This window comes from Pedobacter sp. HMWF019, from assembly GCF_003061025.1.
Classification (GTDB): domain Bacteria; phylum Bacteroidota; class Bacteroidia; order Sphingobacteriales; family Sphingobacteriaceae; genus Pedobacter.
Genome location: NZ_QAIL01000293.1, coordinates 9,298 through 25,975, shown reverse-complemented (window position 1 = coordinate 25,975; position 16,678 = coordinate 9,298). Strand labels below are relative to the sequence as shown.

The 16,678-nt window shown below is 40.4% G+C and carries 15 protein-coding genes; 9 read left to right on the top strand and 6 right to left on the bottom strand.

Annotated features, from left to right (window positions below; all coding sequences use genetic code 11):
- Positions 1–90 precede the first annotated feature (90 nt).
- From DBR11_RS16825 to DBR11_RS16815, 3 genes are all read right to left on the bottom strand, one after another.
- Entirely contained in the window at positions 91–1,686 is a 1,596-nt protein-coding gene (locus tag DBR11_RS16825; RefSeq protein WP_233260793.1) for a DUF6377 domain-containing protein, read from the bottom strand.
- Between the two features lie 71 nt (positions 1,687–1,757).
- Entirely contained in the window at positions 1,758–2,552 is a 795-nt protein-coding gene (locus DBR11_RS16820) for a DUF3050 domain-containing protein (RefSeq protein ID WP_108553809.1), read from the bottom strand.
- Positions 2,553–2,597: 45 nt separating this feature from the next.
- Positions 2,598–3,368, bottom strand: coding sequence for a queuosine precursor transporter (locus DBR11_RS16815; RefSeq protein WP_108553808.1), 771 nt, complete (start codon positions 3,366–3,368; stop codon positions 2,598–2,600).
- 102 nt (positions 3,369–3,470) lie between these two features.
- On the opposite strand from DBR11_RS16815, the gene DBR11_RS16810 reads away from it, so the two are divergent.
- The 6 genes from DBR11_RS16810 (at position 3,471) to DBR11_RS16785 (ending at position 10,002) form a co-directional block, all read left to right on the top strand.
- Positions 3,471–4,616 carry a methionine aminotransferase gene (locus DBR11_RS16810; RefSeq protein WP_108553807.1) on the top strand — a complete coding sequence of 382 codons (1,146 nt, stop codon included), beginning with the start codon at positions 3,471–3,473 and terminating at the stop codon, positions 4,614–4,616.
- A 25-nt stretch (positions 4,617–4,641) separates the two neighbouring features.
- Positions 4,642–5,457 (top strand): nitrilase family protein, encoded by an 816-nt coding sequence (locus DBR11_RS16805; RefSeq protein ID WP_199233865.1) that lies wholly within the window; start codon positions 4,642–4,644, stop codon positions 5,455–5,457.
- Positions 5,458–5,464: 7 nt separating this feature from the next.
- Complete coding sequence (locus DBR11_RS16800) at positions 5,465–6,481, top strand: N(4)-(beta-N-acetylglucosaminyl)-L-asparaginase (RefSeq protein ID WP_108553806.1); 1,017 nt, start codon at positions 5,465–5,467, stop codon at positions 6,479–6,481.
- Positions 6,482–6,501: 20 nt separating this feature from the next.
- On the top strand, positions 6,502–7,242 hold the full coding sequence (locus DBR11_RS16795) for a copper homeostasis protein CutC (protein WP_108553805.1): 741 nt from the start codon (positions 6,502–6,504) through the stop codon (positions 7,240–7,242).
- 69 nt (positions 7,243–7,311) lie between these two features.
- Positions 7,312–9,099: a translation elongation factor 4 gene (gene lepA, locus DBR11_RS16790; RefSeq protein WP_108553804.1), complete on the top strand. Its 1,788-nt coding sequence runs from the start codon at positions 7,312–7,314 to the stop codon at positions 9,097–9,099.
- 21 nt (positions 9,100–9,120) lie between these two features.
- Positions 9,121–10,002: a bifunctional 5,10-methylenetetrahydrofolate dehydrogenase/5,10-methenyltetrahydrofolate cyclohydrolase gene (locus tag DBR11_RS16785; protein ID WP_108553803.1), complete on the top strand. Its 882-nt coding sequence runs from the start codon at positions 9,121–9,123 to the stop codon at positions 10,000–10,002.
- A 9-nt stretch (positions 10,003–10,011) separates the two neighbouring features.
- On the opposite strand, the gene DBR11_RS16780 is transcribed toward DBR11_RS16785, so the two are convergent.
- Positions 10,012–10,350: a Rieske (2Fe-2S) protein gene (locus DBR11_RS16780; protein WP_108553802.1), complete on the bottom strand. Its 339-nt coding sequence runs from the start codon at positions 10,348–10,350 to the stop codon at positions 10,012–10,014.
- A 100-nt stretch (positions 10,351–10,450) separates the two neighbouring features.
- Between DBR11_RS16780 and DBR11_RS16775 the strand changes: the two genes are divergently transcribed.
- Positions 10,451–11,074: a 7-carboxy-7-deazaguanine synthase QueE gene (locus DBR11_RS16775; RefSeq protein WP_108553801.1), complete on the top strand. Its 624-nt coding sequence runs from the start codon at positions 10,451–10,453 to the stop codon at positions 11,072–11,074.
- 77 nt (positions 11,075–11,151) lie between these two features.
- Positions 11,152–13,062 carry an OmpA family protein gene (locus DBR11_RS16770; RefSeq protein WP_108553800.1) on the top strand — a complete coding sequence of 637 codons (1,911 nt, stop codon included), beginning with the start codon at positions 11,152–11,154 and terminating at the stop codon, positions 13,060–13,062.
- Positions 13,063–13,076: 14 nt separating this feature from the next.
- On the opposite strand, the gene kdsA is transcribed toward DBR11_RS16770, so the two are convergent.
- Positions 13,077–13,892, bottom strand: coding sequence for a 3-deoxy-8-phosphooctulonate synthase (gene kdsA, locus DBR11_RS16765; RefSeq protein WP_108553799.1), 816 nt, complete (start codon positions 13,890–13,892; stop codon positions 13,077–13,079).
- 15 nt (positions 13,893–13,907) lie between these two features.
- Positions 13,908–16,097 carry a DNA helicase RecQ gene (gene recQ, locus DBR11_RS16760; protein WP_108553812.1) on the bottom strand — a complete coding sequence of 730 codons (2,190 nt, stop codon included), beginning with the start codon at positions 16,095–16,097 and terminating at the stop codon, positions 13,908–13,910.
- Between the two features lie 88 nt (positions 16,098–16,185).
- Between recQ and DBR11_RS30200 the strand changes: the two genes are divergently transcribed.
- On the top strand, positions 16,186–16,678 hold a 493-nt coding region (locus DBR11_RS30200), incomplete at its 3' end, for an SIS domain-containing protein (protein WP_369974437.1).

Here is a 16,678-nt window from a genome sequence, read left to right as displayed (position 1 = left end):
CATCAATATCAATACTAAATACCTATTTATCAATTTATTACAAAACAATAACCACAATAAAATATAAATGAAATATAAGCCTGATATGATTTATAATGTCTTTATAGATAAGATAGCGTCTTCAAAATCATCGTTAGGGAGCAATGACCTACTCTTAATTCTGGCCTTATAATTATAGATGGTATTCATAGAGTATTCCAGAATACAAGCAATTTTTTCGGTATCACTGATTCCCAAACGGATCAGGGCAAAAATCCTCAGATCTGTATTTAAGAATTGACCAGAATTGAGTTTAACCTGATGTTCTGGAGCAAATAGTGCATTAAAATCCTGAACAAAATTTGGAAATAAGGTTAAAAAGGCTTTATCAAAATTGACAAACAGTTCTTCCCGTTCTTTTTTCAAATTGATATTGTTCACCAATAGCTGTATATCTTCAAATTTTCTGGTCACTAATTTATTGTTGACTGATCTTTTAAATCTGTCCAGCTTGGCAATATACTCTGAGATGAGATTAAAATAGTAACCAATGTATTCTTCCTTAATCTTATCTGCTTCATTCAGCTTGCGAATGGTTTCTCCTAAAGAATGGTTAGTCTGAACAATAACTTTGTCAGCCTTCTTCAATTTTTTAAGCTGTCTTGAAATAATAAAGGCAAATAAGATCACCAATGCGACCAGTAGCGTAAGTAAAGAGGCGTAGATAAACAGCACCCGGCGCTGCTCCTCAACAGAATTTACTTTTTCAGCTGCAATAACCATTAAAATAGCACTCACCTGCACTTTTCTTTGCCTGGCGCCGTAATAGCTGGCATCATTCATGGCCTCATTAATAAACATATAAGCATTCTTTATATCACCTTTACGGTGCAGCAGCTGCGCCAGGTTCAACATTGCGGCGGCCTCTTTTGTACTGCTTTTAATATCCGCTATCGCTGCCATGATCAGCAAACTTATCGCCTCTTCATTATCCCCGTTTTGAATATAGATATCACTTAATGTAGAAGCTGTAACAGCCAGTTCATGATTGCTCAACGGGTAAGCATTCATGAGTTTTTTAAGCAAAACGGCTGCTCGTTCCCGGTCACCGAGCTTTAGGTATTTTAATCCCTGATCGTAGGTTTGTTCATAGGAGCCCGGAGCAGAAAGAGCAATGGCCGAATCAATATAAATACTTGCCCGTTTGTTATATATAGGTGCATAATATCGGTCTTTATCAAAGTCCGCTAGGTCATAATAGGTTCTGGCCGTTAAAAAGTAATATTCTCTCTTCAATCCATCTGGAAGAATCCGGACATTTACAGTATTCAAAGAATCGAATGTTTCTTTAAACATTCCTGATGAAAGAAGAATAAATCCAAACTTGATTTTACCATCGGCAATCTTTACCGGATCTTTGAGCAAACGTCCGGTTTGCTGCATTTGCTGAGAATAGTAAAAAGCCTTATCATAATTAAAAGACTTGTATTCATTATAAAGTGCAGCATATACCTCATATTTTTCCTGTAGCTCCAGGTGATCATTAAGAGATCCCTCCAGTACAGAAATACGTTTCAATTTCTGACTGTCGTATTCTTTTTTTCTTAAAATACTTTGATGGAGTTCGTCAAGTGTATTTTTAGGCCCAACCTGCGCAAACAAATTAGACCAGGCTACAACTGCAAAAAACAAGAAAATTCTTTTCATAAGAGCATATCCCCACAGGGTCATTTCATTTTAAGAGAAATTGTATGCTCTAATATAAGACTATTTTAATCTTAGGATAGTAATGCTAAAGATTTATTCTTTATAATTTGCTCATAAGCGCCATCCCACAACTCTATTCTCCTCTTTAAAGATTCTATGGCAGTTTTTTCGGCTTCCAGCCACCGCTCCTGATCCTCCCCACAAAGCTCGGCAGTCATTTCCAGCGCCAGATGACTGTGGTGGTCTCCATCTACCTCAATATGCCGCTCCAGGTAATACTTAAATATAGAAATCTGCTCAGGAAACTTCTTATTTAAATCATTGATAATAGAGAAGAACATATTTGGTATCAGGTCTTCGCGTCCAAATGTGAAAGCACTGGATTGTTCATGTGCCTTATTTCCCCCAATCACACTAAATGTGTAATCTACAAAATGCCTGGCCGCTTCAGGAGTTCCCGCCGCAATATAGGCATCAGACATGGCCAAGCCACCCTTAAGCCCATTTGCGAAACGATCAAATTCAGCTGCATCAGCACCGCACTGCACCATGGCTTCAAGATAAAGTTCAAAATGGCTTTTTTTATGTCCATCAGCATCGACATCAGATTCTTCACCCGCCACAATCTCATTGATCAATGATCTGGTATTAGCTGAACCCACCGGAAACCAGGGAACCCGGGTACAGGTCAGACCAATCTGTAAAGATTTAAGCAGGGACATAAAGTCCCATACCGCATAAACATGATGTTCCATAAATACCCTAAGGTCTTCCAGATCATTAATAACAGAATACACTTTATGGTTAATGATTTCTTCTCTTAAGGGCGTTATAGCTTGCTGGATCTTAACAATCTCTGACTTCATCTCTATAATATTTCAATTTCTGCGCAAAGGTAAAAAATAGAACGCTCAATTTCTACCGGCAATTTTAATCAGTTTATGGGCCAGCTCCTTACCAAGGTATGCATCGATGATTCCATGGACAATATAAAGTATAGGCGTCATCAAAATAGCTACAACAAACTTGTAGGTATAATTCACCAACCCGATTGCAGCCACCATCTGCCAGCTCCAATGGTATTGAGGGTTCAAATAGAAAGCAATAAAGATCACCACAAAACTATCAATGAGCTGCGAAATCAACGTTGATCCTGTTGATCTGAGCCATAGAGCCCTTTCACCCGTTACCTGCTTAATTTTATGAAAGATCATTACATCCGCCATTTGCCCAACCAAAAAAGCAACAATAGATCCAACAATAATCCACATTCCCTGTCCGAATATACCTGCAAAGGCATCATTCATATTTACATTCCTTCCATTAATGGTTTGGTTTACCCAGAAATCAGAAGGATCTAAAAGCATAGCGCCACCAACAATAAAAAATGCATACCCTATAAGGACAGCCGTTAAAATTGACAGATATCTGACTTGTTTGATCCCGAAATACTCATTAATGATATCTGTCATAATAAATATAAAAGGCCAGGTCAACACACCTGCCGACATATTAAAGGACAATTTTGGCACGCCAAGCAAATTGATATCGAACTGTTTAATTCCTAAAGTTCCTTCTACAGAAAAAATTTTTACACCTATAAATTCAGATAAAATAGCATTGGCTACAAAAAAAGAACCCAAAACCAATAGCAGTTTACTTTCTTTTGTCTTAAAAGTCATGGTTGAAATTATTGTTTTTTTTGAAAACTCCACACATTGATTTGCAAATTTTACCGTTCTTACATTGTTCAATGCCTAAAATTATTTCTATTTTCGCTGTACATGATATCTATACATTCAAAATTACCCGGAACAGGCACGACTATTTTCACCGTCATGTCTAAACTGGCCGAAGAACACCAGGCCATTAACCTGTCCCAGGGTTTCCCAGATTACGATTGTGACCCTAAATTAATTGAATTCGTTAATGAGGCAATGAAAAGTGGTCAGAATCAATACGCCCCTATGACCGGACTCCCCATTTTAAGAGAATTGGTTGCACAAAAGGTTAATGATTTATATAATGCAAATTATCACCCGGATACAGAAGTAACCATTACCGCTGGAGGTACTCAGGCCATCTTTACTGCTTTGACAGCCTGTATTAATCCTGGCGATGAAGTTATCATTTTTGAGCCGGCCTATGATTCTTATGCCCCCACTATAAAAATGCTGGGCGGTTTGGTGAAGCCTTATCAGATGGCACCGCCCAACTATGAAATAGACTGGAACATGGTTAAGAAGCTTTTTAGCGCGAACACCAAAATGATCATTCTAAACAGTCCTCATAATCCCACTGGTAGTATTTTATCTGAAACAGATATACAAGAACTCATAAAGCTCACCAGGAATACCGATATCCTGATTTTAAGTGATGAAGTTTACGAACACCTGATCTATGACGAACGCAAACATCTTAGCATCGCTTTGTATCCAGAATTAAGAGAACGTTCGTTCATTATTGCTTCTTTCGGTAAACTATTACATGCTACAGGCTGGAAGACAGGCTATTGCATAGCACCAGAACCGCTCACCAAGGAATTCAGAAAAATCCATCAATTTAATGTATTCAGTGTAAACACTCCAATGCAGGCGGCCATTGCCCGGTACCTTAGAGACGCAGAAGTCTACAACGGTCTCTCCTCCTTTTTCCAGCAAAAACGGGACAAATTCCGCGATCTGCTTCAAAATACCAGGTTTGACCTCCTCCCTTGTTCCGGTTCTTATTTCCAGTGCGTAACTTACAGCCGGATCAGCGATGAGAAGGATACGGAGCTCGCCATCCGCTTAATTAAGGACTTTAGGGTCGCGAGCATCCCGGTTTCTGCTTTTTATTTACACAATACAGATCATCATGTACTTAGATTTTGTTTTGCAAAGAAGCAAGAAACGCTCGAAAAAGCCGTTGAAAGATTAATCACCTTATAATTTAATTCCTTTACTTAATTAGAACATGGAAAAACCAGATTACCTGAACATCAGCAACTTAAAGATCACTGTTTTCCAGGCCTATCTTTTCTGGGAAAACATAGAAAAGAACCTTCAGAACCTATCTTTAAGACTATCCTCAGGGGTTAAGGAAAAAACGGACCTCATCGTTCTTCCGGAAATGTTCAGTACGGGCTTCAGTATGAACGCAGAAGCACTGGCTGAAGAAATGGGTGGAAGAACCATGGAATGGATGAAAAATACTGCACAGAGATATGATTGCGTTGTAACCGGTAGTATCATAATCCAGGAAAACGACCATTATTATAACCGTTTAATATGGATGCTTCCCGAAGGAAACTATCAATATTACGACAAGCACCATCTTTTTGGTATGGGCGAAGAAAACAAACATTATACTCCGGGAGAAAAGAAAGTCATTGTAGAACTGAAGGGCTGGAAAATTCGTCTGACTACCTGCTACGACCTTCGCTTTCCGGTTTGGCTACGCAATAAAAATGCCGAATATGATATTCTTCTTATTGTAGCCAGCTGGCCCGATAAGAGAACTGCACATTGGAAAGCACTTATCCCTGCCAGGGCTATAGAAAACCAAAGCTACGTGATTGGCGTAAACCGGGTTGGACATGATGGAAAAGAAGTGTACCACAGTGGTCATTCCATGTGCATAGACCCGCTAGGCAATACCGTTTATTACAAACCTGAAGACGAAGACCTGTACACTTTTAGCATTGGCTATGAAGAGCTTGTCAAAATAAGAAGAAATTTCCCTTTCCTGCAGGATGCAGATGATTTTACCCTTTCCGGAATAACCACTTAAACAATATATGTTCAACCGTAGAAAATTTATTAAAACCGGAGCAGCTTCTGCTTCCCTTCTATTACTCGATAAACAAAGTTTTGCTGAAATACTTCCACGTCAAAAGACAGGTAAAGAACAATTTCCAATTGTAATATCTACCTGGGATTTCGGTGTTTATGCCAATAAAGAAGCCTGGAAAACGCTTTCAAAAGGTGGCCGTGCGCTGGATGCCATTGAAGCGGGCGCACGTGTACCCGAAGAATTAGATATTACCAACGGAACTGTTGGTCGTACCGGTACCCCCGACAGAGACGGTCACGTTACACTTGATTCCTGCATTATGGATGAATTTGGTAACTGTGGTTCGGTTGCTGCAATGGAAAACATAGCCCACCCCATCTCAGTTGCCCGCATGGTGATGGAGAGAACTCCTCACGTCATGTTGGTTGGTGAAGGCGCTACCCAATTTGCCGTTGAACAAGGCATGAAAAAGGAAAAACTGTTAACGCCTAAAGCCGAAAAGGCCTGGAAAGAATGGCTCAAAACCGCCAAATATAGCCCGGTAATGAATGTAGAAAACGGAACTAACCGCCCGGGTGGCAAATATAACCACGATACCATTGGCATGCTAGCCATTGATGCCAAAGGAAATATCTCTGGCGGCTGTACAACCAGCGGCATGGCTTTTAAAATGCATGGACGTGTAGGCGATAGCCCCATTATAGGTGCTGGTTTATATGTAGACAACGAAGTAGGTGGCGCGACTTCTACCGGTGTCGGCGAAGAAGTAATCCGCAACGTAGGCAGCTTCCTCGTTGTAGAATTGATGCGCCAGGGCCTGAGCCCTGAAGAAGCTTGTAAAGAAGCTGTAATGCGGATCATAAAGAAAAAGCCAGAAAATGCTGAAAAAGTACAAGTTGGGTTTCTCGCGATCAATAAAAAGGGAGAATACGGTGCGTACGCCATTCAAAAAGGCTTCAGTTATGCCGTATGCAATGCTGAAAAACAGGACCTGCTTATTTCAGGAAAAAGCTATTATTAACACTAAAATTTTCTTCTCACATGATCAATATGGAAGTTTGTGCCAATTCTGTTCGCTCTGCACTTGCGGCACAGGAAGGCGGTGCCATTCGGGTAGAACTTTGCGATAATCTACCCGAGGGCGGTACTACCCCCAGCTATGCACAAATTCTACTTGCTAAAAAAATGCTTTCCCTGCAAGTTTATCCCATCATCAGACCAAGAGGTGGTGATTTTCTCTATAATGACCTTGAATTTGAACTGATGAAAGAAGACATTCAGGTCTGCAAATCATTAAACTGCGACGGTGTGGTGATCGGTATTTTAAATGCCGATGGCAGCATTGATAAAGAACGCTGCAAGATTCTGGTCGACCTTGCCAGCCCCCTTCCTGTTACTTTCCACAGGGCATTCGACATGAGTAATGACCTGGAAAAGGCACTGGAAGATGTTATTGAGACCGGATGCGAACGCATTCTAACCTCCGGCGGAGAAAGTTCCGCTTTAAAGGGCGTACAAACACTTACCAAACTCATTAAGAAAGCAGCAGGGAGAATACGTATTATGCCAGGTGCAGGAATCAATGAAAGCAATATAGCTGAAATCATTCAAAAAACAGGCGCCACTGAATTTCATGCCTCGGCAAGAACAGCTGTCTCCAGCAAAATGACCTTTAAAAACCAGCAAGCCACCATGGGCAGCAGTTCTGACGAATATTCTTACCTGTTAACCAATAGTGAAACCGTAAAAAACATGATTTTTGAAGCAAATAAAACCCTGTAATACAGACACTAACATAGATCTGCACACAAAGCATAAAATGACAGATCAAAGTCTTATATTTGCGCAAAGATGAAGCATATACGTAATTTCTGCATAATTGCACATATAGATCACGGTAAGAGTACCTTAGCGGATCGTTTATTAGAGTATACCAAGACCATTAGCCAGCGCGAATCACAAGCGCAGCTCCTGGATAATATGGATTTGGAGCGTGAACGTGGGATCACCATTAAGAGTCATGCTATACAAATGAATTATACCGTTGATGGACAGGAATATGTCCTCAACCTGATTGACACACCAGGACACGTGGATTTTTCTTATGAAGTTTCCCGTTCCATCGCAGCTTGCGAAGGTGCTTTACTGATTGTAGATGCCTCACAGGGTATTCAGGCACAAACCATATCTAACCTGTACCTTGCGCTGGAGCATGATCTGGAGATCATTCCAATCCTGAATAAAATGGACCTTCCTGGTGCTATGCCAGAAGAGGTTAAAGACCAGATCATCGATCTGATTGGCTGTAAACGGGAAGAAATCATTCCTGCATCAGGTAAAACAGGACTGGGTGTTATGGACATCCTGCAGGCCATTATTGATCGCGTTCCTGCACCCGTTGGTGAACCTGAGGCACCATTGCAGGCCTTAATCTTTGACTCGGTATTTAACTCTTTCCGAGGAATCATTGCTTACTATAAGGTAGTAAACGGAGAGATCCGTAAAGGCGATAAAGTAAAATTCATCAATACTGGTAAGGAATATCTTGCAGACGAAGTTGGTGTACTTAAACTTAATATGTTTCCTAAAGAAGTGGTGAAGACCGGTGACGTAGGTTATATTATATCTGGAATTAAAGAAGCCCGTGAAGTAAAAGTTGGAGATACCATTACCAACGTAGCCAGACCATCAAAAGATGCCATTCAGGGTTTTGAAGAGGTAAAACCAATGGTGTTTGCCGGTATTTATCCCGTAGACACAGACGAATTTGAAGAACTCCGTGAGGCCATGCATAAGCTGCAGCTAAATGATGCATCCATCGTGTTTGAACCGGAAAGTTCGGCAGCTTTAGGCTTTGGTTTCCGTTGCGGTTTCTTAGGAATGCTGCACATGGAAATCATTCAGGAACGTTTGGAGCGCGAGTTTGATATGACGGTGATCACTACGGTACCCAACGTATCTTATATTGCCAAAACCACCAGAGGCGAAGAGGTGATTGTAAATAACCCTTCAGATCTTCCCGATCCAAGTAAATTGGAATATGTTCAGGAGCCTTATATCAAAGCAAACATCATTACAAAGGCAGAATTTGTAGGCCCGGTAATGTCACTTTGCATTCAAAAACGTGGAGTCATCATCAACCAGTCCTATCTCACTGCGGATCGTGTAGAGCTGGTTTTTGAGATGCCAATGGGCGAGATTGTATTTGACTTTTACGATAAACTAAAAACCATTTCCAAAGGATATGCCTCTTTTGATTATCATCAGGTAGGTTACCGTCAATCGGACCTGGTACGTTTGGATATTTTACTGAATGGCGAGCATGTAGATGCCCTGTCTTCACTGATCCACCGTTCCAATTCTTACGATTTCGGTAAAAAGATTTGCGAAAAGTTAAGAGAGCTTATTCCAAGACAACAATTCGAAATTGCCATACAGGCTTCTATTGGTGCCAAAGTAATAGCACGTGAGAACGTAAGGGCGATGAGGAAAGATGTTACAGCCAAATGCTACGGTGGTGATATTTCCCGTAAACGAAAACTCCTTGAAAAACAGAAAAAAGGTAAAAAACGCATGCGTCAGGTTGGGAACGTAGAAATTCCTCAAACCGCATTTATGGCCGTTTTAAAATTAGATTAATCAAAAAATACATTTTTATACATGCAGTTACTCGACGGAAAATTCGCATCAGAAAAAATAAAACAGGAAATAGCCGCTGAAGCGGCAGATTTTTTAGCACAGAGTGGTAGAAAGCCACACCTGATCGCCATTTTAGTTGGCAATGATGGTGGCAGTGAAACCTATGTAGCCAGCAAGATGAAAAACTGCGAAAAAGTAGGTTTCCAGTCTTCTCTGATCAGATACGATGTAACCGTTACAGAAGCAGAACTACTGCAGAAAATAGAAGAAATCAATCAGGATGCTGGTGTTGACGGTTTAATTGTCCAACTCCCGCTTCCAAAACATATTGATCCGGAGAAAGTAACAGAAACCATCGACTACAGAAAAGATGTTGATGGTTTCCATCCAGTAAATTTGGGACGTATGATGCGTAATCTCCCTTGCTTCATTCCAGCTACCCCTTATGGTATCCTGTTAATGCTTCAGGCCTATCAAATTGACACCACTGGCAAACATTGCGTTGTTGTAGGCAGGAGCAATATTGTTGGAAGTCCAATGAGTATATTAATGGCTAGAAACGCGAATCCAGGAAACTGCACAGTCACCCTGACCCACAGCAGAACAGCTAATCTAAAAGAACTGGCATTACAAGCAGATATTATCGTAGCAGCGATTGGCAAGAAAAACTTTGTAACTGCTGATATGGTTAAACCCGGCGCCATCATCATCGATGTTGGCATCAACAGAGAAACTTCAACAGAAACAAAATCTGGTTTTAAACTGTATGGTGATGTTGATTTTGAAAATGTAGCTCCAAAATCTTCCTGGATTACCCCTGTACCAGGTGGTGTTGGGCTGATGACCATTGTCGGCTTACTCAAAAACACATTAGCTTCAGCTAAAAAAGAAATATACGGATAGGCGTTTCGCCTATCCCTTTTTGAACAGGCTGCTCAACCAGCCTTCCCTCAAACCCACATATACACCATCTTTTCGTTGTTCCGTTGGATAGATGTGGATATAATCCCCTTGTCCTTCCGCTCCTATACCATTTTCCAAGCTATATTCCCAGCGATGTATCGGGCAAACCAGGTAACCGTTCTTGCACCATCCTCCGCTTAAAGTACCGCCAGCATGCGGACAGGTATTCTGCACCACATATAGATCGCCTTTATCTTTGATCATACAAAGCTTCTTTCCGTTTACCTGAATTTGTTCAACAAAGTCAGTTTCTGGAATCTCTATTTCTATCTTATACCATTTCAACATCTTTTTATTGGCTCAAATTTCACATACAGGTCATATAAAACAGTTCAAGATACATATAATCTAATTTCCGGTAAAGATTTTTTACCTTTGCACACTTTATATGGCACATCAAATACCAAGCGACGGCACTTTACTTCCTTTAATGGAAGAATTTTACACAATACAGGGAGAGGGATTTAATACAGGTAAGGCTGCATATTTTATTCGCCTTGGAGGTTGCGACGTAGGTTGCCATTGGTGTGATGTAAAAGAAAGCTGGGATGCAGAACTGCACCCTTTAACTTCAGCAGATGATATTGTTGCCAAAGCAGAAACCTTTCCGGGGAAAGCAGTTGTGATTACTGGTGGCGAACCTTTGATCTATAACCTGGATTACCTGACGGCAAAATTACAAGAGAAGAAAATTCTAACCTTTATAGAAACTTCAGGTGCTTACCCACTTTCTGGTCATTGGGACTGGATCTGTTTATCTCCAAAGAAATTCAAAGCACCCCGCCCTGACATCACTCCTTTTGCCAATGAACTTAAGGTAATTGTATTTAACAAAAGTGACTTTGAATGGGCAGAGAAATATGCAGAAACTGTTTCTGAAAACTGTAAACTTTATTTACAGCCAGAATGGTCAAAAGCAAAAGAAGTTACCCCACTAATTATTGACTATGTAATGGCCAATCCCAAATGGGAAATTTCACTTCAAACACATAAGTACCTGAATATTCCTTAATCCCTGCAATCTTTATAAATTGACATTTCAATTTCTTATGTTTATAGTCAGTTAGTTGTATTTTATTCAGCTCTGTCATGATACATAGAAATTCGGCTCAAATTCTGGTATTCCTCTTGCTTCTATGCGGCGTTTTTCGTCTAAATGCGCAAAGTACCAACAGGAAAGCCCAGGATAATTTTAACCGGGCCCAGGAGATGATCACACAGATCAATTACCCACAAGCGATTGACTTATTAAAAGCAGCAGTAAAAGAGGATCAACAATTCCAGCTGGCTTATCTTCAACTGGCAGATCTGCACAGAAAAACCAGACAGTACAATTCCTCGCTTCCATACTATCAAAAAGCAATCGAGCTTGGTAACATTTCTGATTACAGAGTATATTATGGAATGGGTGAATCCCTCCTGTTTACCGGCAACTATGAAAATGCAAGATCAAGTTTAACTACATTCATCAGCAAGTATACAGGTAAAGACAAAGACATTCTAAATAAGGCAAATAAATATGTCAAAGATTGTGATTTTTCAGTCATAGCTTTAAAAAACCCGGTAAAATACGAACCTGTAAACCTAGGACCAGGCGTAAATTCCAAGTACAGAGATTATTTTCCCTCCATCACTGCAGATGGCCAAAACCTAATCTTTAGCAGGAATATAGAAGGCAATGAAGATTTCTATATTTCAACAAAAACAGAATCAGTTTGGTCAGAAGCTGTTCCACTAAGCAACAAAATCAATACACCAAATTATAACGAAGGAGCGCAATCCATTAGCCCCGATGGAATGTATTTATTTTTTACCGGCTGCAACCGACCTGATGGTCTTGGAAGGTGCGATATTTATGTAAGCCATAAGGAAGGTAATGACTGGGGTGCCCCTTTCAACTTAGGCCAACCAGTCAACTCCGAATACTGGGATGCACAACCTTCCATCAGTCCTGACGGAAACACGCTGTATTTTGTAAGTAACCGACCAGGGGGCTATGGCGGCTATGACATTTGGAAAAGTACGTTAAATGAAGATGGCAGCTGGCAAAAGCCTGTAAATTTAGGGCCAGAGATCAATACGCCTTATGATGAACAGACCCCATTTATTCATCCCGATGGAAAGACCTTTTATTTCTCTTCAGACGGCTGGCCAGGATTTGGAAATAAAGACATCTACATGAGCAGCCTAACAGATAATGGTCATTGGACTGTTCCTATAAATTTAGGTGCCCCGATCAATACCTTTAATGAAGAGACTGGCTTAATCGTTTCTCCCGATGGCTCAAAAGCTTATTTTTCTGCTATTTTAAAAGATGGCTACGGAGATATGGACATCTACCAATTTGACTTACCCCCAGCCGTCAGACCAAAAGAGATCACCTATGTTAAAGGGAACGTAAAAGACAAGGAGACGGGGAAACCATTATCAGCCAGTATTAAAGTAATTAACCTCCAAAACAAGCAAAATCAATTCAACGACTTTACCAATGAAGCAACTGGTGCGTTTTTAGCTGTTATGCCCGCTGGACATTCCTATTTACTAAATGCAGAAGCCGAAGGTTATTTATTTTATTCCGACAACTTTGAGCTGAACAATAGCCCCTCACTAAAACCTTATGAGTTGAATATACTGCTGGAGAAAATCAAGCCCGGAGTAAACATTGTTTTAAAGAATATCTTTTTTGACACTAACAAATATGAACTTTTGCCATCCTCTGTTACAGAATTAAACCTGTTAACCGACCTCTTGCGGCATAACAAAGGCCTGAAAATCGAGATCCAGGGACATACAGACAACATAGGCAATAAAACTCAGAATATGAAATTATCAGAACTCAGAGCTAAATCTGTTTATGATTATCTGGTTGCACACCAAATGACCAAGGAAAGGCTCTTATATAAAGGCTATGGAGAAGATAAGCCTCTGGCCACTAATGAGACCGAAGCAGGAAGAAAACAAAACAGAAGAACCTCTTTTGTGGTGATACAAGTCAATTAAAATAAGAAAAGCGGTTAAATAACCGCTTTTCTTATTTTAATGAGTTTTTCCAGTAAATCTTCCAGAAGATCCAGGTGGAGCATATTCGCGCCATCCGATTTTGCGTTGGCAGGATCCGGATGTGTTTCAATAAATAACCCATCGGCACCCACGGCAATAGCCGCCTTCGCAATCGTACCAATCAGCTCTGGTTTACCTCCTGTTACGCCGCTACTTTGATTGGGCTGCTGCAGGGAGTGTGTACAATCCATAACTACCGGAACGCCAAAACTCTGCATCTCCGGCAAACCACGGTAGTCTACAATCAGGTCCTGGTAACCAAATGTGTTCCCGCGATCCGTTAAAATAACTTTGTTATTTCCTGACTCCACAATCTTCTCTACAGCAAATTTCATAGAACCCGCAGAAAGAAATTGTCCTTTTTTAACATTTACCACTTTTCCAGTATGAGCGGCAGCAATCAACAGATCAGTTTGACGGCACAAAAATGCAGGAATCTGTAAAACATCTACATAAGCTGCGGCCATAGCGGCCTCAGCACTTTCGTGAATATCTGTAACCGTAGGCAATCCAAATTCCTTTCCTACTTTCTCCAGAATCTTTAAGGCCTTCTCATCTCCTATTCCAGTAAATGAACCACCTTTAGAGCGGTTTGCTTTCCGGTAAGAACCCTTGAAGATATAAGGAATTTCCAGTTTGTTGGTAATCTTCACAATCTTCTCTGCAATGCGCATAGCAATTTCTTCGCCCTCAATGGCACAAGGACCCGCCATTAAAAAGAAGTTTTCAGATCCAGTATGTTGTAGTTTATCTAAATTAAAATTAATCATTCTTATTTTTCTATATTAATTACCAAGTTCAGACATGAACTTGATGCGCATCAGCTGAATCTCTTCACGGGTATAATCTGTTTCTCCAAGATCTTTTAAAGCCTCATCAATAGAGTCGTTCTCTGCACTCCGGAAATAATCAAACACTTCATCCTGGCGGTCTTCATCCATCATTTCATCCACAAAATAATTGAGGTTAAGCTTTGTTCCGGAATTGACAATCGCCTCAATTTCTTTCAGGATCTCAAAATACGTAATACCTTTAGAACGGGCAATATCTTCCAAACCAATCTGACGGTCAACATTTTGAATAATAGAAACTTTAAGCTGGGATTTATTGGCCTGAGTTTTAATAATCAGATCCACCGGACGTTCAATATCATTATCCTCAACATATTTTTTAATCAGCTCAATAAAAGGACCTCCAAATTTAAGTGCCTTACCATTTCCTACACCTGAGATTTGTTTCAGCTCTTCCATAGAAATTGGGTAGTGCGTGCACATTTCCTCCAGGGAAGGATCCTGAAACACCACAAATGGAGGAACATTTTTTTGTTTAGCGATCTTTTTACGCAGTTCTTTAAGCAATTGAAGCAATTGTGTATCCAAAGCCCCGGAACCCTGTTTTACTTCATCGTCATCCTCTTCTCCAGCTGCGTCAATAGGATCATTTAATATAAATTTCAAACTATACGGATTCTCTATAAAATCCTGTCCGGAATTCGTTAAACGCAGCAATCCATAATTGTCGATATCCTTAGACAGGAAATTATTAAGTACGGCCTGTCTAATCAAAGATTTCCAAAGATTCTCTCCTTCAATCTTTCCATGGCCATATTCAGATAACTTCGCGTGCTCATAAGCAATTGTCTGTGCTGTTTCCAGCCCCATCAGGATATTCAGGATATGCGTATCGTCAAATTTCTCTCCAATATTTTTAATCAGTTGTAATAACGTTTTCAGCGGCTCCTCTGCATCAAATACTTTTTTAGGCTTCTTACAGTTGTCACACATGCAATTGCAGCCGGTTTCATTAAAGTTCTCCCCAAAATAGTGCAGGATCTGCTTTCTGCGGCAAACACCGGATTCAGCATAGTCAATTACTTCTTTTAAGATCTGAGTACCTATTTCACGTTCAGAAACAGGTTTGTCCTTCATGAACTTGGCCAGTTTGTCCACATCTTTCTGTGCATAAAATGCAATACAAACACCCTCACCACCGTCACGTCCTGCCCTGCCTGTTTCCTGGTAATACCCTTCCATGCTTTTTGGAATATCATGGTGGATTACAAAACGCACGTCAGGTTTATCTATCCCCATTCCAAACGCAATTGTGGCCACAATAACTTCTACATCCTCCATCAGGAATTTATCCTGAGTATCCGCCCGTACTTTAGGTTCAAGACCCGCATGATAAGGCAATGCCTTAATCCCATTCAGGTTTAAGGCTTCAGCAATTTCTTCTACCTTTTTCCTGCTCAAGCAATAAATAATCCCAGATTTACCCGTATTCTGTTTGATGTATCGGATCATCTCCTTAACTACATCCCGTTTCGGACGGATCTCATAGAATAAGTTTGGCCTGTTAAAAGAAGACTTAAACAACGTCGCTTCAGTCATCTGCAGATTTTTAATAATATCCTGCTGAACTTTTGGCGTTGCAGTAGCGGTTAACGCTATAATAGGGATTTGATCTCCAAGTCCACTGATTACCTGTCTTATTTTTCTGTATTCCGGCCTGAAATCATGTCCCCACTCTGAAATACAGTGTGCTTCATCTACAGCCACAAAGGAAATCTTGATCAATCTTAAGAAATCAATATTATCCTGCTTGGAAAGAGATTCCGGGGCAACATACAGCAGTTTGGTCTGTCCGCTGAGCAGATCGCTTTTTACCTGAGCGATGTCCGTTTTATTTAAAGAAGAATTCAGAAAATGTGCTATGCTATCATTTCCTCCAAAAGCCCTCAACTGATCAACCTGATTTTTCATCAGTGCAATCAGCGGAGAGATCACAATAGCGGTACCCTCGCTCATCAGTGCAGGCAATTGATAACATATAGATTTCCCCCCACCTGTAGGCATAATTACAAAAGTGTTCTTCTTTTCAAGAACATTGGTGATAATTGACTCCTGATCACCCTTAAAATTATCAAAACCAAAAAAGTTTTGTAAGTTGTCAAACAACGACTTTTTCACATCCATTTTCTCTATAAAAGATTCCGTGCTATTTTTCATTCAAAATAACATAATTTTGCCTTAATTAAAGCATTAAGATACTAAATAATTCTGTTTGAAAAGTAAAAAATCAATAATTGAGGCGGGAGTCAGCACTTTACAACTAGAGGCACAGGCCATTTCAGGTTTAATCAAGAATATTAATGACGATTTCGTTAAGGCCGTCAACTTAATTATAGAAAGCGAAGGCCGGGTAGTGGTTACCGGAATTGGTAAAAGTGCCATCATTGCACAAAAAATTGTAGCCACATTTAATTCTACCGGAACGCCTTCAGTTTTTATGCATGCAGCCGATGCCGTACATGGCGATCTTGGCATGATCCAAAAGAACGACATCATTATCTGCATTTCCAAAAGTGGCAATACCCCCGAAATTAAAGTACTTTGTCCTTTACTCAAACAGTCGGGAAATATTTTGATTGGCATGGTTGGACAGCTTCAATCAGCGCTGGCAGATCAAGCCGACCTGATTCTGGATACTACTGTTGAGAAAGAAGCCTGCCCCAATAACCTGGCGCCTACTACCAGTACTACAGCACAGTTAGCCA

Bases quoted from the DNA above. Each gene is read 5' to 3' on its own strand.
- DBR11_RS16825 (WP_233260793.1), bottom strand. From the start codon at position 1,686: ATGAAAAGAATTTTCTTGTTTTTTGCAGTTGTAGCCTGGTCTAATTTG.
- DBR11_RS16820 (WP_108553809.1), bottom strand. From the start codon at position 2,552: ATGAAGTCAGAGATTGTTAAGATCCAGCAAGCTATAACGCCCTTAAGA.
- DBR11_RS16815 (WP_108553808.1), bottom strand. From the start codon at position 3,368: ATGACTTTTAAGACAAAAGAAAGTAAACTGCTATTGGTTTTGGGTTCT.
- DBR11_RS16810 (WP_108553807.1), top strand. From the start codon at position 3,471: ATGATATCTATACATTCAAAATTACCCGGAACAGGCACGACTATTTTC.
- DBR11_RS16805 (WP_199233865.1), top strand. From the start codon at position 4,642: ATGGAAAAACCAGATTACCTGAACATCAGCAACTTAAAGATCACTGTT.
- DBR11_RS16800 (WP_108553806.1), top strand. From the start codon at position 5,465: ATGTTCAACCGTAGAAAATTTATTAAAACCGGAGCAGCTTCTGCTTCC.
- DBR11_RS16795 (WP_108553805.1), top strand. From the start codon at position 6,502: ATGATCAATATGGAAGTTTGTGCCAATTCTGTTCGCTCTGCACTTGCG.
- lepA (WP_108553804.1), top strand. From the start codon at position 7,312: ATGAAGCATATACGTAATTTCTGCATAATTGCACATATAGATCACGGT.
- DBR11_RS16785 (WP_108553803.1), top strand. From the start codon at position 9,121: ATGCAGTTACTCGACGGAAAATTCGCATCAGAAAAAATAAAACAGGAA.
- DBR11_RS16780 (WP_108553802.1), bottom strand. From the start codon at position 10,350: ATGTTGAAATGGTATAAGATAGAAATAGAGATTCCAGAAACTGACTTT.
- DBR11_RS16775 (WP_108553801.1), top strand. From the start codon at position 10,451: ATGGCACATCAAATACCAAGCGACGGCACTTTACTTCCTTTAATGGAA.
- DBR11_RS16770 (WP_108553800.1), top strand. From the start codon at position 11,152: ATGATACATAGAAATTCGGCTCAAATTCTGGTATTCCTCTTGCTTCTA.
- kdsA (WP_108553799.1), bottom strand. From the start codon at position 13,892: ATGATTAATTTTAATTTAGATAAACTACAACATACTGGATCTGAAAAC.
- recQ (WP_108553812.1), bottom strand. From the start codon at position 16,097: ATGGATGTGAAAAAGTCGTTGTTTGACAACTTACAAAACTTTTTTGGT.